29 protein-coding genes are annotated in these 23,535 nt (G+C 43.7%); 15 read left to right on the forward strand and 14 right to left on the reverse strand.

Going from position 1 to position 23,535, the window contains the following annotated elements:
• Positions 1-336: 336 nt before the first annotated feature.
• From Q8W40_RS04285 to Q8W40_RS04295, 4 genes are all read left to right on the forward strand, one after another.
• Positions 337-2,079, forward strand: a complete 1,743-nt coding sequence (locus Q8W40_RS04285) for an ABC-F family ATP-binding cassette domain-containing protein (protein WP_305396029.1) — start codon at positions 337-339, stop codon at positions 2,077-2,079.
• 71 nt (positions 2,080-2,150) lie between these two features.
• Complete coding sequence (locus Q8W40_RS04290) at positions 2,151-2,705, forward strand: GNAT family N-acetyltransferase (RefSeq protein WP_305396030.1); 555 nt, start codon at positions 2,151-2,153, stop codon at positions 2,703-2,705.
• Positions 2,677-3,012: a membrane protein insertion efficiency factor YidD gene (gene yidD, locus Q8W40_RS28090; RefSeq protein WP_370693358.1), complete on the forward strand. Its 336-nt coding sequence runs from the start codon at positions 2,677-2,679 to the stop codon at positions 3,010-3,012. The genes Q8W40_RS04290 and yidD overlap by 29 nt, the downstream gene beginning before the upstream one ends.
• Before the next feature lie 83 nt (positions 3,013-3,095).
• The gene (locus Q8W40_RS04295) at positions 3,096-3,452 is read left to right on the forward strand and encodes a YibL family ribosome-associated protein (RefSeq protein ID WP_101111340.1); all 357 of its coding nucleotides are present in this window, start codon (positions 3,096-3,098) and stop codon (positions 3,450-3,452) included.
• 176 nt (positions 3,453-3,628) lie between these two features.
• On the opposite strand, the gene Q8W40_RS04300 is transcribed toward Q8W40_RS04295, so the two are convergent.
• The 12 genes from Q8W40_RS04300 to Q8W40_RS04355 form a co-directional block, all read right to left on the reverse strand.
• The gene (locus Q8W40_RS04300) at positions 3,629-3,964 is read right to left on the reverse strand and encodes a hypothetical protein (RefSeq protein WP_305396031.1); all 336 of its coding nucleotides are present in this window, start codon (positions 3,962-3,964) and stop codon (positions 3,629-3,631) included.
• Positions 3,965-4,196: 232 nt separating this feature from the next.
• Positions 4,197-4,577 carry a hypothetical protein gene (locus Q8W40_RS04305; RefSeq protein WP_305396032.1) on the reverse strand — a complete coding sequence of 127 codons (381 nt, stop codon included), beginning with the start codon at positions 4,575-4,577 and terminating at the stop codon, positions 4,197-4,199.
• A 178-nt stretch (positions 4,578-4,755) separates the two neighbouring features.
• A complete protein-coding gene (locus Q8W40_RS04310) occupies positions 4,756-5,352 on the reverse strand; it encodes a class I SAM-dependent methyltransferase (RefSeq protein ID WP_305396033.1) in 597 nt (198 codons plus the stop codon).
• Positions 5,353-5,456: 104 nt separating this feature from the next.
• Complete coding sequence (locus Q8W40_RS04315) at positions 5,457-5,921, reverse strand: GNAT family N-acetyltransferase (RefSeq protein ID WP_305396034.1); 465 nt, start codon at positions 5,919-5,921, stop codon at positions 5,457-5,459.
• Between the two features lie 54 nt (positions 5,922-5,975).
• Positions 5,976-6,728, reverse strand: a complete 753-nt coding sequence (locus Q8W40_RS04320) for a class I SAM-dependent DNA methyltransferase (RefSeq protein WP_305396035.1) — start codon at positions 6,726-6,728, stop codon at positions 5,976-5,978.
• 94 nt (positions 6,729-6,822) lie between these two features.
• Positions 6,823-7,158 carry a hypothetical protein gene (locus Q8W40_RS04325; protein WP_022550338.1) on the reverse strand — a complete coding sequence of 112 codons (336 nt, stop codon included), beginning with the start codon at positions 7,156-7,158 and terminating at the stop codon, positions 6,823-6,825.
• Between the two features lie 251 nt (positions 7,159-7,409).
• Positions 7,410-7,757, reverse strand: a complete 348-nt coding sequence (locus Q8W40_RS04330; protein WP_305396036.1) for a hypothetical protein — start codon at positions 7,755-7,757, stop codon at positions 7,410-7,412.
• 706 nt (positions 7,758-8,463) lie between these two features.
• Entirely contained in the window at positions 8,464-8,679 is a 216-nt protein-coding gene (locus tag Q8W40_RS04335) for a DUF6434 domain-containing protein (protein WP_305396037.1), read from the reverse strand.
• A 127-nt stretch (positions 8,680-8,806) separates the two neighbouring features.
• Entirely contained in the window at positions 8,807-9,088 is a 282-nt protein-coding gene (locus Q8W40_RS04340) for a hypothetical protein (RefSeq protein WP_305396038.1), read from the reverse strand.
• 28 nt (positions 9,089-9,116) lie between these two features.
• Positions 9,117-9,560, reverse strand: coding sequence for a hypothetical protein (locus Q8W40_RS04345; RefSeq protein WP_305396039.1), 444 nt, complete (start codon positions 9,558-9,560; stop codon positions 9,117-9,119).
• Between the two features lie 197 nt (positions 9,561-9,757).
• Entirely contained in the window at positions 9,758-10,813 is a 1,056-nt protein-coding gene (locus Q8W40_RS04350) for a Gfo/Idh/MocA family protein (protein ID WP_305396040.1), read from the reverse strand.
• Between the two features lie 104 nt (positions 10,814-10,917).
• Positions 10,918-11,361, reverse strand: coding sequence for a MaoC family dehydratase (locus Q8W40_RS04355; protein WP_305396041.1), 444 nt, complete (start codon positions 11,359-11,361; stop codon positions 10,918-10,920).
• A 146-nt stretch (positions 11,362-11,507) separates the two neighbouring features.
• Here Q8W40_RS04355 and Q8W40_RS04360 point away from each other — a divergent pair, with 146 nt between their 5' ends.
• The 11 genes from Q8W40_RS04360 to Q8W40_RS04410 all read left to right on the forward strand — a co-directional run bounded on the left by Q8W40_RS04360 (position 11,508) and on the right by Q8W40_RS04410 (position 22,004).
• Positions 11,508-12,056 (forward strand): MaoC family dehydratase, encoded by a 549-nt coding sequence (locus Q8W40_RS04360; RefSeq protein WP_305396042.1) that lies wholly within the window; start codon positions 11,508-11,510, stop codon positions 12,054-12,056.
• The gene (locus Q8W40_RS04365; RefSeq protein ID WP_305396043.1) at positions 12,049-13,176 is read left to right on the forward strand and encodes an extracellular solute-binding protein; all 1,128 of its coding nucleotides are present in this window, start codon (positions 12,049-12,051) and stop codon (positions 13,174-13,176) included. The genes Q8W40_RS04360 and Q8W40_RS04365 overlap by 8 nt, the downstream gene beginning before the upstream one ends.
• Positions 13,173-14,321 (forward strand): CaiB/BaiF CoA transferase family protein, encoded by a 1,149-nt coding sequence (locus Q8W40_RS04370; RefSeq protein WP_126608411.1) that lies wholly within the window; start codon positions 13,173-13,175, stop codon positions 14,319-14,321. The genes Q8W40_RS04365 and Q8W40_RS04370 overlap by 4 nt, the downstream gene beginning before the upstream one ends.
• A 76-nt stretch (positions 14,322-14,397) precedes the next feature.
• Positions 14,398-15,717: an ABC transporter substrate-binding protein gene (locus Q8W40_RS04375; RefSeq protein WP_305396044.1), complete on the forward strand. Its 1,320-nt coding sequence runs from the start codon at positions 14,398-14,400 to the stop codon at positions 15,715-15,717.
• Positions 15,718-15,793: 76 nt separating this feature from the next.
• Positions 15,794-16,711, forward strand: coding sequence for a carbohydrate ABC transporter permease (locus Q8W40_RS04380; protein ID WP_305396045.1), 918 nt, complete (start codon positions 15,794-15,796; stop codon positions 16,709-16,711).
• A complete protein-coding gene (locus tag Q8W40_RS04385; protein WP_305396046.1) occupies positions 16,708-17,568 on the forward strand; it encodes a carbohydrate ABC transporter permease in 861 nt (286 codons plus the stop codon). Before Q8W40_RS04380 ends, Q8W40_RS04385 begins: the two co-directional genes overlap by 4 nt.
• Positions 17,569-17,574: 6 nt before the next feature.
• A complete protein-coding gene (locus Q8W40_RS04390) occupies positions 17,575-18,696 on the forward strand; it encodes an ABC transporter ATP-binding protein (protein ID WP_305396048.1) in 1,122 nt (373 codons plus the stop codon).
• Between the two features lie 2 nt (positions 18,697-18,698).
• Positions 18,699-19,367 (forward strand): RraA family protein, encoded by a 669-nt coding sequence (locus tag Q8W40_RS04395; protein ID WP_305396049.1) that lies wholly within the window; start codon positions 18,699-18,701, stop codon positions 19,365-19,367.
• A complete protein-coding gene (locus Q8W40_RS04400) occupies positions 19,367-19,666 on the forward strand; it encodes a UxaA family hydrolase (protein ID WP_305396050.1) in 300 nt (99 codons plus the stop codon). The genes Q8W40_RS04395 and Q8W40_RS04400 overlap by 1 nt, the downstream gene beginning before the upstream one ends.
• Positions 19,659-20,849: a UxaA family hydrolase gene (locus Q8W40_RS04405; RefSeq protein ID WP_305396051.1), complete on the forward strand. Its 1,191-nt coding sequence runs from the start codon at positions 19,659-19,661 to the stop codon at positions 20,847-20,849. Before Q8W40_RS04400 ends, Q8W40_RS04405 begins: the two co-directional genes overlap by 8 nt.
• 45 nt (positions 20,850-20,894) lie before the next feature.
• Positions 20,895-22,004, forward strand: a complete 1,110-nt coding sequence (locus Q8W40_RS04410; RefSeq protein WP_305396052.1) for an enolase C-terminal domain-like protein — start codon at positions 20,895-20,897, stop codon at positions 22,002-22,004.
• A gap of 57 nt (positions 22,005-22,061) precedes the next feature.
• On the opposite strand, the gene Q8W40_RS04415 is transcribed toward Q8W40_RS04410, so the two are convergent.
• A complete protein-coding gene (locus Q8W40_RS04415) occupies positions 22,062-22,520 on the reverse strand; it encodes a hypothetical protein (RefSeq protein ID WP_305396053.1) in 459 nt (152 codons plus the stop codon).
• A 107-nt stretch (positions 22,521-22,627) separates the two neighbouring features.
• On the reverse strand, positions 22,628-23,371 hold the full coding sequence (locus Q8W40_RS04420; protein ID WP_305396054.1) for a metallophosphoesterase: 744 nt from the start codon (positions 23,369-23,371) through the stop codon (positions 22,628-22,630).
• Between the last annotated feature and the right edge of the window lie 164 nt (positions 23,372-23,535).

Raw genomic sequence — 23,535 nt, forward strand, 5'->3', positions numbered from 1 at the left:
AACGAATTAAGAGAAGTGACGAACTTCTCTTTTTTTATGTCTCATTAACCTCAAAGCTGTCTTATTATCAAGTCACGTCTTATTATTCTTCCATTGTTCCACATAGGGTATTACCCGCTAACCAAAAAGGAGGAATTAATTATGTTTGTGTGTCGCCCGTTTAGCGCACGTCACTTTGCTATAGTGAACCACTCAAGACATTGCGATATCGTGCTGCGATAATCCAGGCTTGAGCGAATACAAACCATTCTATTCAGAGTGCTCTTCTCTTGAGCTCTTGGATTGTTGTCAGCGTAGTTTGACAAGGGCATTGTGCCCGCAATTCTTGAGAAACTTATGAGTACTTTATTATCAGCACAAACTCTTACTATTGAACAACCTTCAAGCACTTTGTTTGAAGCGATTTCTTTCACCCTGCAAAAAGGCAACAAAATTGGCTTAATTGGGCACAACGGTTGTGGAAAAAGTTCGCTACTTGCCGTGTTAAGTGGCAAATCAGATTCTCACACTGGAAGTGTTACCAAAGCACACCACTGTGTGGTTGCCAGCGTAGAGCAGCACCTTCCGACCGCAGTTGAGCACGCCAGTTTGATTGAAGCATTAGCAGAACAATTACCAGAGTCCGATGAACGATGGCGCGTAGAAGCGTTATTGGCGGAATTTGGCTTTAGCGAAAGCCAATGGCAACAGCTTGCGTCCTCCCTCAGTGGTGGGCAGCACATGAAACTCTTGCTGGCAAGAGCGCTTATTACCCAGCCCGATCTATTGCTTTTAGATGAACCCAGCAACCATCTGGATTTACCCACCTTACTATGGTTAGAGCGTTTTCTTAATGAGTGGCGTGGCAGCTTTGTTTTGGTGTCTCACGATCAGACTCTATTAGATAGCGTAACCAATACCACTTGGATTATGAGAGACAAAGGGCTCTATAGCTTTGAGTTACCTTGTAGCGAAGCGAGGCAAGCGCTCTCAGAGAAAGACATGGCTGATGAAGCGCGCCACAAGTCGGAGCAAAAGGAGATTGACCGGATCGAAAAAAGCGCCAAGCGTTTGGCCGTTTGGGGCAAAGTTTACGACAACGAAGACTTAGCTCGTAAAGCCAAACATATGGAAAAGCGCAAAGATCGATTGGTCGAGCAGCAAACCGAACTTACGCAAGGTTCACCGTGGACGCTGACCTTGTCGGGTGAGCGTATGCAAGCGAATCGCCTGTTAGAACTCGAAAACACCCAAGTGAAAGCGCAGCTTCATCTTCCGTTGCTATTTGATATCATTCACCAGCAAATCAAAAGTGGTGATAAAGTCGCGATATTGGGTCGAAATGGGAGTGGTAAATCTTCTCTTATGCGCATGCTTTGGAACGCGTATACCGACGATCAAGACGTTGGAGGAATAGTACTTCATCCCAAAGCGAACATCGGATACTACGACCAAAGCTTAGAGCAGCTTAACGGAGAGGAAAGCTTACTCGACGCGCTGTATTCCTACGGGAATTTAACGGAAGAAGTACGAAAGCGTTCATTAATCAGTGCCGGTTTTCCATTTAGCCGCCACGAACAAAAGGTAAAAGAGCTAAGTGGTGGAGAGCGATCTCGATTGCTATTTATCGGGTTAACCCTCGCAAATTACCACCTTCTCATGCTGGACGAGCCAACCAACCACTTGGATTTAGAAGGGAAAGAAGAGCTTTTCGAAACTTTAAGAAACTTCCAAGGCGGCACGTTGGTGGTCAGTCACGATCGTCGGCTTATCGAATCCAGTTGTAATCGATTTTGGCTAGTGACCGATGGAAAACTGGAAGAGTACCTCGACGTTGATGAAGCGTACCAGCGTTTGGCTTTTGAAAGTGGTGGTCTCCAAATTGGCAGCTCTTCTGAACTCAATAAGGAAAGTAACACCAAGGACGTAAGCAATTCTGTTCATTCGGAAAGTGATGAAGAGATCATGCTCGAAAGGTTATTGGAGCTAGAAATATGGCTTGAAGACGATCTGGCTCGAAAGCCTAAGCATCAAAAGCCAAAGCTTCAGTCGCAATGGCGAGAAGAAATTGCGTTAATTAATAGTAAGTTAAACCTATAAGATATAAAAATGAATGCTCCCCATATTGGGAGCTTCTTTTTATCCTGAGTTCAGGATATTTAGGTGTTTCTATGACTGTTATTATCAGAAAGGCGTTCGAAGACGAATGTCAGGCTTTACATAAATTGGTGACCAAAGACGAGGAATGGGCGAAATACAATGGTCCTTACTTTGGCTACACACGCCCAACAGAAGACATATTTCGTACAACCACGTTTCAGCGGCTTCTCAAAGGTGAAGACATTCAGGTAATTGAATGGAATGGTGAACAAGTAGGAACCGTTAGCTGTTATTGGGAAGATGAAAACACCCGTTGGTTGGAGTCCGGTATTGTCATTTATGATTCGAAAGCATGGGGAAAAGGTATCGCTCAACAAGCGTTAACCCTTTGGGTTTCGAATATATTTGCAACTAGAGAACTGGAAAGAGTCGGGCTCACAACATGGTCAGGTAACCCTGCAATGATGAAGTGCGCCGAAAAACTTGGCTTCAAACTTGAAGGCAGGCTGCGAAAAGTGCGTTTCTATAAGGGCGAGTACTACGACTCCGTAAGATACGGAATACTAAAAGAAGAGTGGATGCAATTTAGGAGCGTGAATGAGGTTTCTAGCTGTCGTACTTATTAGGTTTTACCAGCGTTTTATTTCTCCTTATAAAGGATTTCGATGTGCCCATGCCTGCTTGCATAAAGGGGATTCATGCTCTGAAGCTGTTAAAAAAATCATTCAGGAGCACGGTGTATTTTCATCAAGAACAAGGATCTCACAGCGCTTTTCAGCATGCAGAGTCGCTAACGATACTTTGAAGCGAGATAGGAAAAAGAAAAAAGACAAAAAAGAAAACGATCAATTTTGTCAGAATGCGGATTGTTGTTCCAATGTCATTTGGACCAAGAAAGACTGCTCAGATGGCGTGTGCGACTGTTCTTGGTAGTGTACAGTTCCATTTATAGCTAGGGCAGTAAGGGAGCTTATGCTACACTCGCCGCCCTTTTCTGTTTCAATGAGATGATCACCATGAGCCTAAAGCAAGAACTTCAAAAGCTTCACAACCGTTTAGATAACTGCCAACGTAAACTAGACGCAGCGAAAGGGCGTGGCGATCAAGAAATGATTTCAAAGTTTGTTGATGAAATAGAAAAGATGAACAAGAAAGCGAACTCGATGAAGCACAAGCAACAGTACGACATGAACAAAGAGCGTAAAAGCTTGCTTGATATGCCATTTTCTCGTGAAATCACTAAAGCTGAACAAGCGGATATGGGCAAACTGAAGAAATCAGTAAAAGGCTTGGTTGTCGTGCACCCGACGACAAAATTGGGTAAAGAACTTCAGTTGAAAGCAATGACAGGTTACGCTCCGAAAAAGTTCTAATTTTTTCAGCCCAAATCTAAAAAAGGTGGGTGTTCAGAATACCCTGAACACCCACTCTAATATTTGCTAAATCACTATCATCTGTCCTTTCCAAATCGAAATGCCCGCATAGGCTTTTTGCTGCGATTATTATCAAACAAATGATGCTTTACGCTATGTTTTGTGAAAGGTATCTATCACTTAATTACTATAGTGTTTATGTCTTCACCATCGCCCCAACGGCTGCATGTGTTGAGACCCGTAATCGTGACAGTTGCACCAGCCAGTTTTGCTGCAAGTAACTGGCTAAACTGCGATTTTCCAGCGACAGAGTTTTCATCTCTAATCAGCCAGTAACCTCTTGTTGCACAACTCGGGGAGCCAGTTTTTGCAGTACCGCCACTCAATGTTACAAGATGCAAATTATCGGATGCTCTCGCATATAGAGTTTCTACTTTGCCAGTCTGAGTGCCACCGTGAACACCAAAAGTCGCCATACAAAGTACTGGGATCATCTTTACTAAAAACTTCATGCTTTCTCCATAGCAAACTAACGCCCAATAAAGTAGCCAAGAGCGGAGAACTACCGCTACTGCATACTACTTTAAATGTGAACTAAATTTATGGAGCATCATACAAGGTCACCAAGCTTATATTTGTGGGCTACTTGACTTGTGCGAGCGATCTCACCTTCATGATTTTGAAAGCATTGTGCTAGGGCTATGCATTAAAAGCCGTGCTTGTTATTTCGACAATTTGTGATGGCTAGAAACCAGCTTGAATAAACACAGCGTAATACAAAGGAAGTGATACTAGATGAGCTATGATCGTCCCAATGATAAGTACTTTTTTGCTTGCTACATTCGCTACATGCCGCATTTTTGGTGAGTAAAAAAGGCTGATAATACAGTAAGCAGTATAGATAATTAGCCAAGCTACCCAAAACTCATGAACAAAGAAAAACTGTTGGTTGATTTGACCATATACCGCAATGAGTCCAATAGAGAAAAATAAACTACCTGAAAACTCTTCAATTTTTACCTTTAAAGCACTCGTTTCTTTACCAGTCCAATAGTGATATATCTTTAAAGGAATGATCCCTAATAAATAAATGACATAGATCGAAAAAGCTATTCCCCAAAACATCGGATCCCTCGTTTCATTTTAACGTCCATTTTTCAACACGGACTTGGGTTTTCAAAAAAGGGGCGAGTATACAGAGTAAATCGGATTGAATATCTTAGATTCCTTATCTGTGCGAGTCATATCATCTTTAGCCAAAATGACTCAATTTGAATTGGAAAACTCTCGCTGTTGTGTGGTGCTACGTTCTTTTCACAGCAACAACAGAGTACGTGTGCCAATGCTTGAGAATTCCGATTGTAGTTTCGGAGCTTTCATCTCGTTCAATAAACCTTACTATCTCAAAGTTAACGAATAACCCTCTTACTTGTTGTTCACTCAATGGGGTAGTGGGCTGACGAAAATTTGAAGCCCAACTGTCTTTCACACCCATAAAATCGCCTGCAAACACACCGCCGATTTCTATCGACTTTTCGATTTTTTCCCAAGTCCTATTGAAATGAGTGGGGTCTGCAAAAAATAAGCTCGAATTGGCGATCACAACGCCAGAGTGAGGGTAATCATACAATTCAAACGAGGATTTGGTGATATCCACTAAAGGTTTTGTTTTGAACCGATCTCGACAAATTTTTATGGAATCAGGATTCACATCAAAGCCATGCACTTGATACCCTTGCTGTTCGAGGTAATCAATGTCGCTTCCTGTTCCACAGCCACAATCTATAACTACGTTGGATTTAGATTCATTCAGCTTTGTCGCTAATTCAGTACGTTTAGCATGAGGGCGAGACAACGCTTTCTTATAGAATATTCGCCAGTTTTTGGTGTTTTCATCCATATTTTGTACCTTGTAGTGAGAAAAACCAAACTGCACCAATTGGGAAATTTAATGTCTTACTAAGTTCCATATAATCATCATTATTGGTTGAGGCAAATATTAGGTTAAATGCATTTCATCATAAGTAAACAAGGGGTTCCTTTTCCCCAAAAATCCGCAAGTTCTTCAAGAGGGTAAAAGCCCATACCTATATAAAAATGTCTCGTTTTGTCGTAGTTATCGTCGCAAGCAGACGTTCCTAACGTTTTAACTTGGAGAAGCTTAATCGCTCTCGCTTTTAGGTCTGACTCTATAGCTACCAGTAACTTTCGCCCTATACCTTGTCGATGGTATTCCTTATCCACGGCTAGTACATGTAATTCAGCAGAGTAGTCATTGTGGTAATCGACGGAAAAGAACCCAACCAACTTATCTTTCTGCCACGCAGTATAGGTATCTAAGGTTTCAATCGTATCAACGTATTCACGCAGCGCTTCTTCGCGCCCAAACCATTCAGGGACAGTGCGAAGTACAGGCTCACATTTTTTTCCTAGCCCTTTTTCAGGACCTTTCAATTCCAAGTGGTTCAATTTTGCTCCTTTTGATCTAACCTATGTTTACAGCTGGGAATCTTTAGCATTATGTTATAACGCTCTGACAACCCCAACGATACTTTTAGAAGAGTTCTCAAACGGTGATCTTTCCCAGTTCGAGTAAAGCTCAACCAGTTCTAAGTTACAGCGAGCTAAGTGTTCTCTGATTTCACTTAACGAGCGATATTTTAGTTCGATCTGGCTATCGTATTGGTCGCTGTTTTGATATTCCCTACGAATATCGAGCAATATTGTGTTCGCGATGTGTTCATGTTGCTTACCTTTACCATATACCTGAACTTCAAGACCTGTAGAGCTAATGTAGCTATCCCAATGTTCATAGCTATTCGTCATTTCAAGGCTTGTTAAACCGCGTAGCCGAGTATCAAATACAAACAGGCTGTTGTGGTCCATGTGTTGGCGGATGTTGCTCAAAACTGACAAGAGGTCTTCATCAGAGATGAAAGCCTGAAATGCATTACCTGTCATCGATACCAAATCAAACGTTTTGCCTAAGTCGAAGGCAGTTGCATCCATATCAAGGAAGTCTACGTTAAGTAATCCTTGTGACTTACTATTTGCATGGTTGATCATGGGCAGTGAAAAATCGATGCCTACACAGCGTGTTAGATCCGCGGATACAGGAATGGTAACTATGCCCGTCCCACAACAAACATCCAATAGGCTCTTAAAATTTTTCTGTTGAGCTAGCTCTTGTAGAAAAGAAATTTCAGCGGAATATAAATGACCATATTGGGCATCGTATTCCTCACCAGACCAAAATTCCGATTTACTTTGTTTCAATTCAATGCGTTCCCTCTTTAAAAAAGAATAAGCGCTAACGCCAAACCAAGTGGCGTGTAGCGCATCGTGTTATCTATCTGTATCTGCCTAACCGTTACTGAATTGAACCAATGTATACGGGGGCTGGTGTATTACCATAGGTTGGAAGCGTTGCACATGTGCCTTGTCCGCCATAATAAAATATCGCTTTCTTGGCGTTATTTTGGATATTTTGCAGCATGCCAACCCACAATGAACATGTGACGGTATCGATGCCTTTCCATGTGCCTTTTGTATTACATATATAGGTAAAATCATTTCTGCCAGAATGCAGAATATTAACACTTCCATTTCCGTAAACGAGTACTCGATTAACGGTCACCTCACAATTGAAAGCGGCAAATGCATTTGTAGAAACCACCAAAGATAACAACAAGAGTAGCTTTTTCATTTTTTCTCCAATATTTATTATGAATAACAGAGTCTTAAAGACCAAAATCAGCTCTGTAAAATCGAGGTGATTATACATTGCAACTTAATTCATATTTATTGAAAATGTGTTTTGTGTGAGTGAACTCTCCTTCAATCAAAGTGCGTTAGTTTGACTAGGTCATTTTCATTGGTATCTCAGTCTGTCAGACAGACCTATCTTCATAGTCCATTTATCCACCAAAAATTAATGGGGCGAGTTGACAGTACTTTTTAGGTATCCAGGCTGGATAGCCAATTATTCTTAAATCCCTTTCTGGCGATCAGAGCATGTGAAATGAGCATACCTATTATTGGTAATGTAAACATTGCGATAAAGGTGAGTAACACCCATAAAATCCAATTCAACTTATTCTTTGACGCAATGACGCCTAGGGAAATAATGTACAGAAAAACTAGAGAACCAGTATAAATACTCATTTCTAACTCTTTGTAAAAAATTGATATAGCTACTGTTACAAGGATTGAAACCAGAATAATAGTGTGAAAAAGAAACCACTTTCTGTTACTTTTTCTATATTGTCTGAATTCTTTTTCGTTTAATAAGGTTTTTGGACTCATTTCCACTCTTTGCACTGCCCTGTTTCTCCATGTGATTTCGGACCTTAAATTCGATGAAGTTGTGGCACTTTTTAATAGACAGAAAATGCCACGTTTTTATCCAAAATAGGTATTTTCCACGTTAATTATTCAAAATGTCCAAATATGAAACTTCGCATGCACCGCCTCGTTTTGGCAGTGTTGAATCAACATGAACATTGACTTTTTTGTTTGCAGCAAAAGCAGTATAGGCAGCACTTATAATATGTTGGTGTTTTGAATCTACATATACCCTACGAGTATCAGTACAAGAAGATGAAGGCCAAACTAGTGGGCTCGTGAACCAAAGTTCAATCGTATTGTCGTATGTACTACCACTATAGTCGCCTACAGCTCTAATGAATTTTATTTCAAGGGAGTTTAAGTGAATATTTTCCGCATAGCACATAGGAGAAACAAACATTGAGGCTAATAAAATTTTTCTAAATACTCTCATCACAAGGCATTTCCTATAGTTTCGTAATACATAATTATACTTAGAGGTATTAACTTGGCTTTCAATCCAAATACCCGTTATTCGAAGGGTACTAGTCTTTAAATTCTGATAATCATACGGTGCAATGATGCTCATAATGAGCGGAAATGTATTTTGTGCGAGCTATCTCTCTTCCATCAAAAAAGCTGCCTATTTGTAGGCAGCTTTTTTGATGAAAGAGGGTTTGACTGGTTACTTTAACTTTTGGCGATTAGTCCACTCTTGGCAAGCATCTGACATTGTTTGACCGGTCGCTTCTTGCATCCACTGCATAAAACTACGGTCGAATTTAAATTCTTCTCCAAGCTTGGATTTGAAGTACCGACGAACATTTTGAGTTGTTTTATAAGTGTCTGTTATAACAGTGGTGTCTTCAATATGATTGCTGTGCCAATCAACTTTTTCCATTAGATCCCCTAATTCTTTATAGCACCACTTAGATTGCTGATCTTGGCTTTCAGTTTCATGTCTTTTTGAAGTGTTATAGCTCACATTTAACCAACTCAGCTAGTTAACAAAAACAGCAGTACAAAATTTAAAGTGCGACAACCCCTTGAGTTTCAAGGACAGATTTAGCGTTTGTTCTGTCTATGATCTTCACTAGTGTTGTTTGTATTAACTCACTATTTCTTATTTCAGTTTCACAAGAGAAACGCTCTTCTTGAATGCTATCGCCCTCTGATGGTGTAAATTGAACAACCACTTCCGTGGCGCAATCTTTTGTCATCCCGTAATATGTCAATGTTATTTGGGGGTAACCATTGAAGCCTTTCTTAACGTATTTATCGATTCGCTTTTTTGCTTTTTCTAGATGCATGCCACATACCTTTTCAACTATCTAATCTCTAACTTAAAGGATTACTTGGAACATTATCATTGTTCCATTCCCACTCCCAAGGGTTAGTAGTACAATTTAAAGAAATAATGCTTACGTCTTCCCAGTCACACGCCTCTTTTTTTGCTTTGTCAACTAATTGATCCCGTAAAAATAGGCACACACGGAACTCCCACTCAACTATGTTTTTTACCCATGCAGCTTCATAGTTCCTAATTGGGCGATACCAACGAGCTTCGCGCTCACTTGCCTTAGTTAGTATGCCTTTGATATTGAAAGCTGTTGTAACTTCTACGATATAGACTGTTTTTTCTCGGAAATCTAGCACCACAAAATCAGGTAAACTACCTCCAATTTTATTTTTATCATCCCACGGTAAAGACATTTGAGTTTTAATAAAACAATCGGGTTTAGAGCAAATATACTCCATTACAGCTTCTTCGAATCTGTCCATTTGTACTCCTAATACTGAAGTGAATGAATCTACGCTTCATCCTATAAGGTATGTGGTTTTTAAAAGTACGGGGATTATATAATGAAATTAGGCACATATTTATTGTGAATTAATGTTGTGTGAGTGAACTCTCTTTCATCAAAAAAAGGCTGCCAATGTCACTTGGCAGCCTTTTTAAATGAGTGGGGGTTAATGAGTTAGTATTGGATATCCATCCCTCTTGCTTTGTTGCTTTCGAAGCAAGCTTCAACAACCGCCATGGTTTGGAAAGCGTCTGCAACAGCAGTATGTAGGGTGTCATCTTCACCGGATGAGAAGCGCTGAATGTTGCTCATGGTGCCGATAAACGCTTCTGGGAACCACCCGCCTTCAAGTGGGACGGATTGCCATTCTTTGCCCCGTTCACAAAACAAAAACTCATCAGGCTCGCCGTTGGGGTAATCCAGCAGGACGCCCATTTTTATCATCACGCAGCCTTCGGTTCCTTCAAAGCGGAAACTGGCGTCTTGCGCTTTACGACCGTAATCGTGATTGTGATTGATCGACATTAGGCAGCGCAGAGGATATTCGTAATCCAATATGGCGCTGGTGCGGGTTTGTTTGAAGTCTTGCGAGCGTGGATCTGCCATGCTCCGGCAATAGACCGATTTTGGGTTACCTGCGATTGAGCGAATGAGGTCGATATAATGAATCGAGTGAACCAGCAATTCGATTCGCTCCATTTTGAGTAGAAACGGAAACATCTCCCACGGAGTATGAATGTTTAAGTGTACTTCAATATCCGTTAGCTCACCCAGTTTACCGCTTTGAACGACGTCTCTTAGTGCCAGCATCATGGCAGAAAATCGAAGCTGAAAGTTCACGGCTGCTATGAGGTTTTTGCGCTCGCAAATGTTACGGATCACTTTTGCTTGTTCAAGATCCAAGCCTAGAGGCTTTTGAATCAAAACGGGTACGCCATCGGGGAGTATTTCGAGCACTTGTGGGGCTGCAACAGGGGGAAGAGGGAGGTCGTAAACCACATCAGTAAACTGGGTGGCGTCTTCTAAGCTTTTATATACAGTCTCGATTCCCCAGTCGCTGGCGACTTTTTCTGCTCTAGAAGTATCAATATCAAAGATCCCCTGAACATGAAAACCGGCTTTTTTGTAGGCCGGTAAATGCGCATCATGAACTATTCCGCCAGCACCAATGATTACAATTGGTTTGGGGTTACTGGGTTGTGGCCAAGTTTGCTGCAATTCCATTGTCATTATTCACTCCTTTGAATTTAAATTTAGCGCTTTGCGATGGTGTTTCGCCAGTTATGCGAAAAAGTTTTTATATGTGAAAGCTGCTCGCTTGAAAAAGAAAGTATTTATTTCTTCTTCTCTACTAACAATATGTGTTCGCAATAGAGAACGGTTTTTCCATCCTGATTCAGCACTTCGACCGTTTCAGTGACTTGCCCAAAACCTTCACGTTTCGGATCATCCATCTTCTTGCTTATGGTAATTCGGCTTTTGATGGTATCCCCAATATAGACCGGATTCGGGAAGCGAAGCCTTTCATATCCATAAGTGAAAGCGAATGGGTTAATTTCTGTTGCAGTTAATCCGATGCCAATAGCAAACGTCATCGTGCCGTGGGCAATGCGCTTACCCCAAGGTTGTTGCTTGCAAAATTCTTCATCCATATGGTGTGGGAAAAAATCCCCAGTGTGACCTGCATGCACTACAAAGTCCGTTTCGGTAATGGTGCGGCCTAATGTAAGGCGCATTTCATCCACTTCGTAGTCTTCAAAATATCGTGCTCGTTCCATGGTCGTTACCTATATTTCCCGCTTATCGAATTTCATATTCACAATCTAGATTTATATTTGAAATTTATTGTTGATCATTTTTTAGTCAAGTGCTAGTGTTGATTTTGAAATTAGATTTCGAATATGAAATTAAAGTTGAGGTTATCATGGAAAGAAAGCCGACAGTGGGCGTTTCATCACGTCCGGTAAAAGGTATGCCCACTGACCACGCTGATATTCCGGTTTGGAATGCAGAAGATTGGTATTACGAGGATTTCGAAGTCGGTCATACCATTCGATCATTACGGCGCACCATTTCTGAAGGTGAAGCCATGCTATTTAATAGCTTGGTAATGGATCTCCATCCTTATGTTGCCGATGACACCTTTGCCAAAGAAGAAGGGCATTTTGGTAAGCGATTGGTGGCTGGGGCTCAAGTTTTTTCCTACGGTTTGGGTTTGGTAGCAACCAACTGCCTCAATTCATTTTCCTACGGCTACGACAAACTCCGCTTTATCAAACCCACCTTTATTGGCGACACCATATACACCGTGCGAAAAAACTTATCGAAAGAACCCAAGTACGACGAGATGGGATTAGTCCGCGTGAGCTACAGCGTTTATAAGGGCGATGGTGAGCTTGTGCTTTATTGCGAGCACTTATTGACGGTTCTCTATAAAGATAATGACGGCAAGAAGGAGTCAGCGGGTGAGTAAGTTAAAACTACATGGTATGACTTGGGATCACTGCCGCGGATACGACCCAATGGTCGCGACAGCAAATAAGTTTGCAGAGCTTAACCCAGACGTAGAGATCATTTGGCATAAACGATCTTTGCAGGCGTTTGCCGATCGTCCTCTTGAAGAAATGACCACTGAGTTCGACTTAATGGTGATTGATCACCCTCACGCTGGTGCGGCGTCCGAAACCGGTTTGCTGCTTCCTCTCGATGGAAACGGTTATGACGACCAACTGGAAACACTAGCCGAGCAATCAGTCGGGCAATCGCATCCATCGTATTTTCATGGGCACCAATGGGCATTGGCGATTGACGCGGCTACCCCTGTAGCGGCATACCGGCCCGATAAATTAGACAGTATTCCACGTGAATGGGATGAAGTGGTTGCACTAGCGGAAGCCGGCAAGGTTGTTTGGCCGTTAAAGCCTATCGACGCACTCATGTCTTTTTACAATGTGCTCGCCAACCAAGGAAACCCATTTGGCAACGATGTAAACGGTGTCGCTACTGAGCAGGGCATCGCGACACTTAACCAGCTTCTGCGTGTAAGCCAGCATCTGGATGAGCGTTGCTTCTCTATGAACCCCATTGGTGCTTATGAATGGCTAGCCAGTCGCGAAGATGCCGCATACATCCCTTATTTGTATGGCTACAGCAACTATGGGCGAGAAGGGTTTCGTCAACATGTTGTGTGTTCTTGCGACGCGCCAGTATTTGGTGGCAACGCAGTCGGTGGCACAACATTGGGGGGAACCGGTATTGCTATCTCTGCGTCTACCCAACACAAAGACATCGCATTGAAATACGCTTTTTGGATCGCCTCCGCTGAAGTGCAAAAAGATCTCTTCTTTAACTCTGGTGGGCAGCCAGGGAATTTGGTTGCGTGGCAGGATGAACATTGTAATCAGCAATCCAACCACTTTTTTAAAGACACATTAACCACGCTAGAAAACGCCTATCTGCGCCCGAGACATAATGGGTACATGCAATTTCAGGATGTGGCAGGCGATTGGGTTAACGCTTGCCTACAAGGCCAGCTTTCAACGGAAAAAACGATCGAAAACATTCAGCAAGAGTACGCAAGGAGCAAAAGATGACATTGCCACTAGAAGGGAAGTTGGTAGTCGATTTTAGCCAGTTTCTAGCTGGACCGTTAGCAGGGTTAAAGCTTGCGGATCTAGGTGCTCGTGTAATCAAGATAGAGCGCCCAGGCTCAGGGGATTTATGTCGGCACTTGTACTTAACAGACACCGATGTGGGTGGTGTGAATTCATTGTTTCAAGCCATTAACCGCAATAAAGAAAGCTTTTGTGCCGATTTAAAAAAGCCTGAAGACATTGCCGCAGTAAAGAATCTCTTAAAGAAAGCGGATATCGTTTTGCAGAATTTCCGGCCGGGTGTGATCGAAAGATTGGGATTGGATTATGAAACAATTCGTCAATTTAATCCTACAGTTATATATGGGTCCGTTTCTGGTTATGGCACAACGGGACCATGGGTGAATCGCCCTGGACAAGACCTGTTAGCGCAGTCTCTATCTGGTTTGACATGGCTCAGTGGAAACAGCGATATGCCACCGACGCCAATGGGGTTAGCCGTCGCGGATATGTTGGCGGGAAATGCATTGGTTCAAGGTGTGTTGGCAGCATTGGTAAAAAGCCAGTCCACAGGAAAAGGCGGTAAAGTAGAAACCAGCTTAATGGAAGTGTTGATTGATTTTCAGTTTGAGGTGCTTACCACGTACTTGAATAGCGGCAAGAAAAAACAAGAACGTAGCCAAATGAACAATGCTCATGCGTATTTATCAGCGCCTTATGGCATCTATAAAACCAAAGATAACTATATCGCGATCGCGATGGGACCAGTTGACCAGCTTGGGAAATTAATGGGCGACGAAAACATCGCTCAATACACCGACAGTAAAATGTGGTTTAGCCATCGAGATGAAATTAAAGAGCAAATACAAACCAAGTTGTTGGAAGAAAAGACCGAACACTGGATGTCGATATTCTCGCAACACGATGTATGGGCATCGGAGGTATTGAACTGGGATGATTTGATTGAAACAGAAGCATTTCAGCACCTCGATATGCTTCAAAAACTCGAACACCAAGATGTAGAAGAATTACTGACAACCCGTCTACCCATAAGGTTTGACGGGAAAGTTTTGAACAGCAAGGTAGCTGCACCAACACTAGGTCAGCATACCGGATCGATCACCAAGGAGTTTTTACTTAAGTGACCCACGTAAGTTTAATCTTTACGACTAATCTTTAGCCGGCTCTCAATACAGGGAGGACGGCGTCATGGAGGACATGATGAAGCGTTTATTAGGATCGAACACACTAACTAAAGCCATTGGATTGGCTTGTTTAACTGCCTCTGTTTCTGTTGCAAATGCCGCAGACGACAAGGTACTACGCGTTAAGCTCATTGGGGGCGCGCAGTATGAACCTCTCTACACTTTGATTCCAAAGTGGGAAAAGAAAACGGGCATGAAAGTCGAAGTGCTTTCACGCAAAAACCATTTTGAGTTAGATCGCGAAATCAAACAAGATATCGCCGCCAACAACATCAATTATTGTGTGGCGTCTAACCATACTAGTTTCGCGCCTCAGTATGGCTCTATTTATACGGATCTCAGCAAGTTGATCAGCAAGAGTGTACTTGATGAGTTTGTTGCACTGACGCTTGAGCACGGAACCATTGATGGGCGCTTGGTGCAGTTGCCAAGGCACAGTGATATTTCAAATCTTTACTACAAAAAATCTTTGTTTGAAGACGAAGACAACAAGTCTAAGTTCAAAGCCAAATACGGTTATGACTTAACGCCACCTGAAACGTGGAGCCAAGTGAAAGATCAGGCGATTTTCTTCGCGGATCCACCGAACTTCTACGGCACCCAGTATGTCGGTAAAGACGAAGCAATCACAGGTCGTTTCTACGAGATGCTGGTGGCAGAAGGTGGCGCGTTATTTGATAAAGATTGGAATCCAACCTTTAACTCCGAAGCAGGTCAGCGAGCGCTGCAATGGTTTGTGGATTTGTATGAAGCCAAAGCGGTTCCAGCAGGGGTGCCAAACTACTTGTGGGATGATACTGGGCTCGGATTTGCTTCAGGCACGGTTGCATTAGATTTGGATTGGGCTGGTTGGGCTGCGTTTTTCAACGACCCTAAAAACTCCAAAGTGGCAGGCGATATAGGGTTAGTCAAAGCGCCTAAAGGCTCGGGCGGTAAACGCACGGGTTGGTCTGGGTCTCACACTTTTTCTATTACAGAAGCGTGTGAAAACAAACAGGCAGCGGCATCGTTCATTACTTTCTTAACGAGCTATGAAGGTCAAATCCTCGAAGCACGTCGAGGCTTGCTACCCACTCGCGAACGTGTATGGGAAGACATCATTGAAGCGAATCGTGCCATGAATAACGACTTTATGGTACAGGTATTCAAAACCTTCCAACAGTCCATGGCAGAAGATGCGTTTACACCGCCGTTGATCCCAGAATGGATCGAAGTTTCTAACCAAATTTGGCCACAACTTCAGGCTGCCGTCGTTGGCGATAAAACCGTGAAGGAAGCGTTAGATGATGCTGCTGAAGGTGCACGCGAAGTGATGGAAGACGCAGGTTATTTATAAGGCTGTAGGGAAATAAGCATATAAGGGTGGGGAAACCCACCCAGCTTGAATGCTTTCAACCAATACAAGGATAGGTATGTTTCGAGCAATTCGGCGTTTTGTACACCGAGAAGAGTCAGTCCCCTATATGCTGCTATTACCAGCAATAGTCACTATACTCATCGTGGTCTTGTTACCATTGATATTTTCTCTGTACACAAGTTTTACGCCATACAAAATCACTCGACCTGAAACACTTTGGAAATTTATCGGGCTGAGAAACTACAGCCGAATATTTTCCGACGCAGATTTCTGGTGGGTGTTCGCAAGAACGGTGTTTTTCTTAACCATCGTTTTAAATGTGGAGCTGGTGCTTGGGTTAGTCATCGCTTTGTTGGTGAATCAAATCACGAAAGGAAAGCGTTTGTTACGCACTGTAATGATGTTCCCGATGATGTTTTCTCCAATATTGGTCGGCTTCCAGTTCAAATTTGTTTTTAACGACAACATTGGCATTTTAAACAACTTACTTCAAACACTAGGATGGGCTGACCAAGCGATCCCGTGGCTGGTGGATGGCACTTTGGCCATGATGTCCATCATGATCGCTGAAATCTGGATGAGTACCAGTGTCTTTGCCATCTTATTACTGGCAGGGCTATATGCGATGCCACAAGACCCAATTGAAGCTGCGAAAGTGGATGGATGCTCACCCATTCAGGTGTTTAGGCACATTACGTTACCCTTTTTAATGCCCTTTATTTTTATTGCGATGACGATTCGCTCACTGGATGTGGCGCGAGCGTTCGATATTGTCGACGTGATGACAGGAGGCGGTCCCGCAGGGCGAACTGAGCTATTGTGGACGTTGATTGCGCGAGTCGGTTACGACAACGCCAAAATGGGGCAAGCCAATGCGATGGCGTACGTATCGATTCTGCTTTCTATCGCTTTTACCTTCTATTTCTTTCGTAAATTAATGGCGGCTCGTCGCTTCATGGGAGGTGCACAATGATTTTGGCATCAACACGTGTCACGTTTCATAAACTGGCGGTTCGAGTTGGGGTATTCATACTGATTTCCTTGATGTGTATCCCTGGTGTCTGGGTGATGTTTTCGGCTTTTCGACCGAATGGAGAGATCCTAGCCAAGCCTCCGGTTTGGATTCCGCAAGAATTCGGGCTATCCAACTTCATGTCAATACTAGGTGTTGGGGTGGATCAAATCGCGATTCCGGTTGGCAGCTATTTTATGAACTCCCTGATCATAGCGGTAACCAGCACGGTTATAGCCATTTTGATTGGTATTGCAGGTGGATACGCTTTTGCTCGGTATCGTTTTAAAGGGAAAGACGCTCTGTTTTTGGGCTTAATGCTCTCGCGAACCATCCCCGGTATCGCCCTCAGCCTGCCAGTGTTCATTCTGTGGAGTAAGCTCGGTTGGATAGACACACAATTTGGGGTGATTTTGGTGTATGTCGCATTGAATGTGCCCTTCACGATCTGGTTGATTGATGGTTTTTTCCGACAAATACCGAAGGACTTATCGGAAGCCGCGCAAGTCGATGGTTGTACACGTTGGCAAGCGTTTTGGAAAATTGAATTTCCTTTAGCAAAATCGGGTTTGGCATCGGCGGGTATTTTCGCCTTCCTTACCTCTTGGAACGAATATGCACTGGCGAGTCAGCTTACCCGTTCCACAGACAGTAAGACGTTGCCCGTTGGGTTAATGGATTTTACCGCTCAATTTACGATTGACTGGGCAGGTATGTGTGCCATGGCGGTAATCATCATTATTCCGGCACTTATTCTTACGTTTTTAGTTCAAAAGCACCTGATTTCAGGGCTGACATTTGGTGGTGTAAAAGGATAAACATCTATGGCTGACGTAAAGCTGAACAAGGTAGTAAAAAGATACGGCAAAACTGAAGTAGTTCACGGTGTCGATTTGGATATCAAACACAATGAATTCGTGGTTTTGGTTGGTCCGTCTGGCTGCGGAAAGTCGACCACCCTAAGAATTATCGCAGGGTTAGAAGGCATCACAAGCGGTGACGTAGTGATTGGAGATAGAGTGGTAAACGATTTACCGCCAAGAGACAGAAACATCTCCATGGTGTTCCAGAGCTACGCACTATATCCACATATGACGGTGGAAGAGAACTTAGGTTTTGGATTGAAAATTTCCAATATAGAAGAATCTGAAATCGAAAAACGAGTACAAAACGCGGCCCAGATTCTAGGGCTAGACAGTTTGATGGATAGGATGCCTGCCGAGCTTTCTGGTGGGCAGCGTCAACGTGTCGCGATGGGGCGAGCCATTGTACGCACGCCGGACGTATTTTTGTTCGATGAACCTCTGTCGAACTTAGATGCAAAGCTGAGAGTGCAGATGCGTACCGAGATTAAAAAACTCCACCAAACGGTTAAAACAACGGTGGTGTACGTGACTCACGATCAGGTCGAAGCCATGACATTGGCCGACCGTGTAGTGGTGATGCGAGATGGTTACATAGAGCAGATTGGTTCGCCTATGGAGATTTTCCATGCGCCAACGAACATGTTTGTGGCTTCTTTTATCGGAAGCCCCCCTATGAACATGATCGACGCCATCGCGTATGAGCAAAACGGGAAGTGGTTGTTGCATTTGGAAGGTGCACACGAGATTGAACTGCCGGAACGATTTTTAGGCAAAGTGACCCATGAACAAAAAATTGTGGTTGGTATCCGACCCGATGATCTCTACCCAGTAGGGCATGGTATGGAAAACGGCGCACAAAGTACGCCATTTCATGAAAGCGTGATCATTTCTGAACCGCAAGGCACAGAGACCATTTTGTTCGTGCAAATAGGGCAGAAAGAAGTTCAATCGAAAATGTTAAGCCCGAGGGATGTGAGAAACGGAGAGCGTTTGGAATTTGCTATCGGGCTGGATCGTATTCATCTCTTTGATAAAGGAACCGAGCAGTCCCTTTTAGCTGAGAGCTCTTACGGAGAGTAACCATGACAAGCCATACCAGTGAACAAGATGAAATTACAGAGTTGCTCCAACACTGCTATACCGGTGTAGTCAATGATGTAATGCGAGGAGAGGGCATGACGAACTATGTTTTGCCTCGTGAATTGCGCCCCCTTATTACGGATCAAGTCTTAGCCGGACCCGTATTCACCATTCTGGGTGAAGTTGATCAATCTATGGATGGTCATCAGAGTTTGCTGGAATGGACGGGGTTACTCTCCAAAGCAAAACCTAGGCATATTTGGGTATGTCAGCCAAATGACAACAAGGTTGCCCACATGGGAGAGCTTTCGGCTGAGACACTTCAACACAAGGGGGTACTGGGCTGCTTGGTGGATGGCGGAGCAAGAGATACTGGGTTTATTCGAAAAATTGGTTTCCAGTTGTGGCACCGATTCTATACACCAGAAGACGTTGTTGGGTACTGGAAACCGGTTGGGTTCGATGTTCCGATTGAAATTGGTGGTGTCACTATCTCTCCCGGCGATTATTTACTCGCCGACGACGATGGTGCCATTATCATTCCTAAATCCATTGCTAAATCAGTGGCCGAAGCCGCTTATGCATCCACTAAAGTTGAGAACAAAGTGCGCAGCGCGATTCTTGATGGAATGGATGCACAGGAAGCCTATTTGCAATACGGTAAATTCTAATGGCGTCGGTGATTTTGCTTAAAGAGGACGACAATGTGTTAATTGCTTGTCGGGAGTTGCGCCAGCAAGAAGTCGTATCGATGGAAGGATCCGAGCTGGTCATTGAGGTTAAACAACCGACACCTGTAGGGTTTAAGGTTGCACGAATGGCACTCAAAAAAGGCACATTGATCATCAAGTACGGTGTGCCGATTGGGCAGTGCAGCGCCGATGTAGAGGCGGGGGAGTTGATTCATACTCATAACCTCCACAGCCAATATATCCCATCGCATCAAAGAGGAGGGCATGTTCATGAGTGATGCCATATCTACCCCTCAAGTTCACTTGCAAGGCTATTTAAGAAGCGATGGGCGAAAAGGGATTCGTAATCAAATAATGGTGGCGTATTTGGTCGAGTGCAGCCACTTTGTGGTGAGCAAAATTGTTCGCCACTTTGAAGGCATCGCGCCGGGTATCGTGCATGAAGTCGGCTTTCCGGGGTGTTACCCCAATTCTCATGCAGAGCGCGTGTTGTCTGGGTTGGCGACGCATCCAAATGTTGGCGCGGTCTTATTTGTTTCTCTTGGGTGCGAAAGCATGAACAGAGAGAAGTTGGATAAACTGGTCAAAGCCAGTGGCAGACCCTCACGTACCATCAGTATTCAAGAGGTGGGTGGCACGCAAAACGCCATTGATTTAGGGATAGAGTGGGTCACGGGCGTGATGGACATATTGGCGTCTGAAACCAAAGTGAATATGGATATCAGTGAGCTTTCCGTTGCAACGATTTGCGGTGGCTCTGACGGCACGTCAGGGATAACGGCGAATCCGGCTGTAGGTCTAAGCTTTGACACATTAGTGGATATGGGAGCAACCTGTATTTTTGAAGAAACAGGTGAACTGATCGGTTGTGAAACACATATGAGCGAGCGTGGTGCGACACCTGAGATTTCAAAAGCACTGGTTGAGTCAGTCGATAAGGCGGCTCGCTATTACAGCACACTCGGTTTTGCGAGCTTTGCGCCGGGTAATGCAGACGGTGGGCTATCTACCATTGAAGAAAAGTCTTTAGGGGCGTATTCCAAAAGTGGTACACGCCCGATTGAAGGCATAATCAAGCCCGCGGAATTGCCTACTCAAGAAGGGCTTTGGTTACTGGATGTTGTGCCTGATGGCGAAGTGCGGTTCGGCTTTCCTAACATCGCTGATAATGCAGAAATCACAGAATTGATCGCCTGTGGGGCTCATATGGTGTTGTTTACGACTGGGCGAGGCTCGGTAGTCGGAAGTGCGATTTCTCCCGTCATTAAAATTTGTGCAAACCCAGAAACATACAGCCGCATGTCCAATGATATGGATGTGAATGCCGGCAAAGTGTTGGAAGGTGTTGGGCTGGATTCTGTAGCCAATGAGATTACGGACCTCGTTGTTTCTGTTGCGCAAGGTCAGCAAACCAAGTCAGAGGCGCTGGGGCATGCTGAGTGCTTAATTACTTATAAGTAGCCTTAACTCGGGGTAACAACCCTCAAACCTATCACGGTAACAATCATGATCATCAAACAGGTCGAAATACGCTGCTGTCAAACAGACACAGCTATGAATGCGCACGCGCTAAAGAAAGCAGGCAAATCAGAGGCGTTGAACTTTCTTGTGGTGACACTCAAAACCGAATGCGGGATGAATGCGTCCATGTTTGGTTTTGCAGGAAAGTCAGCATTAGGGGCGGGTCATCTAGCAGCGTCTAGCATGCCAACACTTCTAATTGGCAAAAATGCATTCGACCGAGAAAAGCTATGGCAGGAATACCGAACCCTTAATCGATGGTGGCATCACTTGCCTATGTACAGTTATGGTCCCTTTGATTGCTGCTTATGGCTTTTAGGCGCTCAGCATGCAGGGCAGCCTTTATGGCGCTACATCGGTGGTTCAAGGCAGCGCGTACCTGTTTACACTTCGTCACTGGTGCTGCCAACACTGGAAGATTACGAGAAAGAAGCGCTGGAAGTAAAAAACGCTGGGTATCATGCATACAAAATTCACCCACCGGGTAATAACATGCGTGAAGATTTGGAGATTCACAGAGCGGTTCGGGAAGCGGTTGGTGAAGATTTCACACTTATGTCCGATCCGGTTGCGTCATATTCACTTTTAGAGGCGGTGGAGTTTGCTAAAGGGTTGGAAGCGTTGAACTATGCGTGGTTGGAAGAGCCGTTGCCCGATGAGTCATTTACCGCACTTAAAAAGCTGAAGTCGAAGGTGTCTATTCCCATTGTGGGAGCAGAGGTATTGCCGCATCATCCTTATTCTGTTGCGGAAGCACTGTCGGTTGGTGTTTATGATGCAGTTAGAGCAGATGTATCTTGGTCCGGCGGTATTACCGGAGTTCTTAAAACGGCAAACTTAGCGGAATCGTTTCATATGAATTGCGAACTGCACACCACAATTTTCCATCCATTGGAGTTAGTGAATATGCATGTGGCGGCTGCAATCAGCAACACGACGTATGTTGAACTCTTGTATCCGACGGACACATTTTCATTTGGTTTGAAACAGGTGCTACCTATAGAAAAGGGTTACGCCAACCTCCCAGAAACAGCAGGGTTGGGTGCGGAATTGGATTGGGATTTTATTGATAACGCGACCATTCAAATTTTATGACGCCCCTTTTTATAAGGGGCATCATAGCACAATAAGTACTTGGCATTATTGAGGGCTCTAGCTTTGTACTAAGGCGATTAATGATTCCATGGAACGCTTTAGATCGTCTAATGCTTCGCCCGAAGGAACGGCTTTCTTCGTGCATTCATTTAATGCCACGACTTGATCCATAAACAACCCTGATTGAGAGTATCTTTGGTTTAAAGCTTTTGTTAAGGAAGACTTAAACGCATCCACTTGTTTCTGCATCTCAGCGGCTTTTGCTTTGTCACCCCCATTAAACTCGACCAACCCAGGTGTGACAATGTCACTTTGAATGTAATCGTCGTATTTCCCCAGACCCAGTTTTGCCGTATCTACAAGGTCGGATTTGTATTTTGCTGGTGGGTTGGTGAGTTTTTGTTCAATAAAATCAATGAGAGCTTGGCATTGCTGCATATCGTTAACGCTAGGCTTAGCAGCAATCTGAAAAGATAGAGTACAAGCCAGCGTCACAAGTAAATATTTTAATTTCATTCTTCATTCCTTTAGCGTTGCTTCCTTTAGGTCAACTTAAATTAAGCTTATGCCAAGAACACAAATTGAACAGTATGAAAAATGAGTTAAATATCAAGTAAGTTGATCTACAATCCTTCCCACTCTTCCAAAGTGATACCAGAGAAAAATTCACCAGAGAGTATCTCGATCATTGTGAACTCTCCGGCGTAGTCATTTCGCGATGCTGTATCAATAAAGTAGCTGTTTGCGATGCGGACAACTTTGTCACTTCTTGTGTGCCCATGAATGGTGAAGTCTACATTCGTAACGGGATCCGATGGTTCACCTTTTATACGCGTTCTTCCCCAAATCCACCTAGGGTTTTCTAGCATATTGCCTTGCCAGTTCTGCATTTCTGTCCAATCAAGGCTGTGAGGTTGAGCGTGGCTTATGCCGACTTTTCTTCCATCGGGGAGGTCACAAGTGATGGCACTGGGCATATCTTCGACAATTGCCTGTAGGCTCCTTAAGGTATCAACCGATTCTTCTAGTGCCCAATCACCGCCGTTTTTACACCAGAGCTCCAATAGCCTTCTCTGATCTTTATTCTTATTTTCAAGCTCCCAAACCGACATCGCATTAGACATCATCAGTTCGTGGTTTCCGATAATGGAGAGGAACCAGTCGTTTTCTGAGTAAAAACGTAAAGTTTCAGCCGATTGCGGACCGCGATCAATAAGGTCGCCAACCGAGATAAGTAAATCGGTATCAGGATTAAAATCAATATCTTGTAATGTGTGTTTTAAATGCCCTAGTTTTCCGTGAATATCGCCAATGACGAATACACGATTGAAACTAGATACGTTTATATGTTGATGCCTGAATTCCATTTCTTTGAAACCACTTTATTCTTTATTCTTCGAAAACACTTATTTGTTAAAAACTTATTCGTTAAAACAACTAGAAACTGAGCCAGAACCGTCTTGTGAACGTTATACGAAAGTTTTCTTGTTGACTATATACCCAACTAGCTACGTTACAGAAGCACTATCTT

This window comes from Vibrio penaeicida, from assembly GCF_030689305.1.
Lineage (GTDB): Bacteria > Pseudomonadota > Gammaproteobacteria > Enterobacterales > Vibrionaceae > Vibrio > Vibrio penaeicida_B.

Excerpts from the sequence above, each read along its gene's own strand:
- Q8W40_RS04285 (WP_305396029.1), top strand. The coding sequence starts at position 337 with ATGAGTACTTTATTATCAGCACAAACTCTTACTATTGAACAACCTTCA.
- Q8W40_RS04290 (WP_305396030.1), top strand. The coding sequence starts at position 2,151 with ATGACTGTTATTATCAGAAAGGCGTTCGAAGACGAATGTCAGGCTTTA.
- yidD (WP_370693358.1), top strand. The coding sequence starts at position 2,677 with ATGAGGTTTCTAGCTGTCGTACTTATTAGGTTTTACCAGCGTTTTATT.
- Q8W40_RS04295 (WP_101111340.1), top strand. The coding sequence starts at position 3,096 with ATGAGCCTAAAGCAAGAACTTCAAAAGCTTCACAACCGTTTAGATAAC.
- Q8W40_RS04300 (WP_305396031.1), bottom strand. The coding sequence starts at position 3,964 with ATGAAGTTTTTAGTAAAGATGATCCCAGTACTTTGTATGGCGACTTTT.
- Q8W40_RS04305 (WP_305396032.1), bottom strand. The coding sequence starts at position 4,577 with ATGTTTTGGGGAATAGCTTTTTCGATCTATGTCATTTATTTATTAGGG.
- Q8W40_RS04310 (WP_305396033.1), bottom strand. The coding sequence starts at position 5,352 with ATGGATGAAAACACCAAAAACTGGCGAATATTCTATAAGAAAGCGTTG.
- Q8W40_RS04325 (WP_022550338.1), bottom strand. The coding sequence starts at position 7,158 with ATGAAAAAGCTACTCTTGTTGTTATCTTTGGTGGTTTCTACAAATGCA.
- Q8W40_RS04330 (WP_305396036.1), bottom strand. The coding sequence starts at position 7,757 with ATGAGTCCAAAAACCTTATTAAACGAAAAAGAATTCAGACAATATAGA.
- Q8W40_RS04335 (WP_305396037.1), bottom strand. The coding sequence starts at position 8,679 with ATGGAAAAAGTTGATTGGCACAGCAATCATATTGAAGACACCACTGTT.
- Q8W40_RS04340 (WP_305396038.1), bottom strand. The coding sequence starts at position 9,088 with ATGCATCTAGAAAAAGCAAAAAAGCGAATCGATAAATACGTTAAGAAA.
- Q8W40_RS04345 (WP_305396039.1), bottom strand. The coding sequence starts at position 9,560 with ATGGACAGATTCGAAGAAGCTGTAATGGAGTATATTTGCTCTAAACCC.
- Q8W40_RS04350 (WP_305396040.1), bottom strand. The coding sequence starts at position 10,813 with ATGACAATGGAATTGCAGCAAACTTGGCCACAACCCAGTAACCCCAAA.
- Q8W40_RS04355 (WP_305396041.1), bottom strand. The coding sequence starts at position 11,361 with ATGGAACGAGCACGATATTTTGAAGACTACGAAGTGGATGAAATGCGC.
- Q8W40_RS04360 (WP_305396042.1), top strand. The coding sequence starts at position 11,508 with ATGGAAAGAAAGCCGACAGTGGGCGTTTCATCACGTCCGGTAAAAGGT.
- Q8W40_RS04370 (WP_126608411.1), top strand. The coding sequence starts at position 13,173 with ATGACATTGCCACTAGAAGGGAAGTTGGTAGTCGATTTTAGCCAGTTT.
- Q8W40_RS04375 (WP_305396044.1), top strand. The coding sequence starts at position 14,398 with ATGAAGCGTTTATTAGGATCGAACACACTAACTAAAGCCATTGGATTG.
- Q8W40_RS04380 (WP_305396045.1), top strand. The coding sequence starts at position 15,794 with ATGTTTCGAGCAATTCGGCGTTTTGTACACCGAGAAGAGTCAGTCCCC.
- Q8W40_RS04385 (WP_305396046.1), top strand. The coding sequence starts at position 16,708 with ATGATTTTGGCATCAACACGTGTCACGTTTCATAAACTGGCGGTTCGA.
- Q8W40_RS04390 (WP_305396048.1), top strand. The coding sequence starts at position 17,575 with ATGGCTGACGTAAAGCTGAACAAGGTAGTAAAAAGATACGGCAAAACT.
- Q8W40_RS04395 (WP_305396049.1), top strand. The coding sequence starts at position 18,699 with ATGACAAGCCATACCAGTGAACAAGATGAAATTACAGAGTTGCTCCAA.
- Q8W40_RS04400 (WP_305396050.1), top strand. The coding sequence starts at position 19,367 with ATGGCGTCGGTGATTTTGCTTAAAGAGGACGACAATGTGTTAATTGCT.
- Q8W40_RS04405 (WP_305396051.1), top strand. The coding sequence starts at position 19,659 with ATGAGTGATGCCATATCTACCCCTCAAGTTCACTTGCAAGGCTATTTA.
- Q8W40_RS04410 (WP_305396052.1), top strand. The coding sequence starts at position 20,895 with ATGATCATCAAACAGGTCGAAATACGCTGCTGTCAAACAGACACAGCT.
- Q8W40_RS04415 (WP_305396053.1), bottom strand. The coding sequence starts at position 22,520 with ATGAAATTAAAATATTTACTTGTGACGCTGGCTTGTACTCTATCTTTT.
- Q8W40_RS04420 (WP_305396054.1), bottom strand. The coding sequence starts at position 23,371 with ATGGAATTCAGGCATCAACATATAAACGTATCTAGTTTCAATCGTGTA.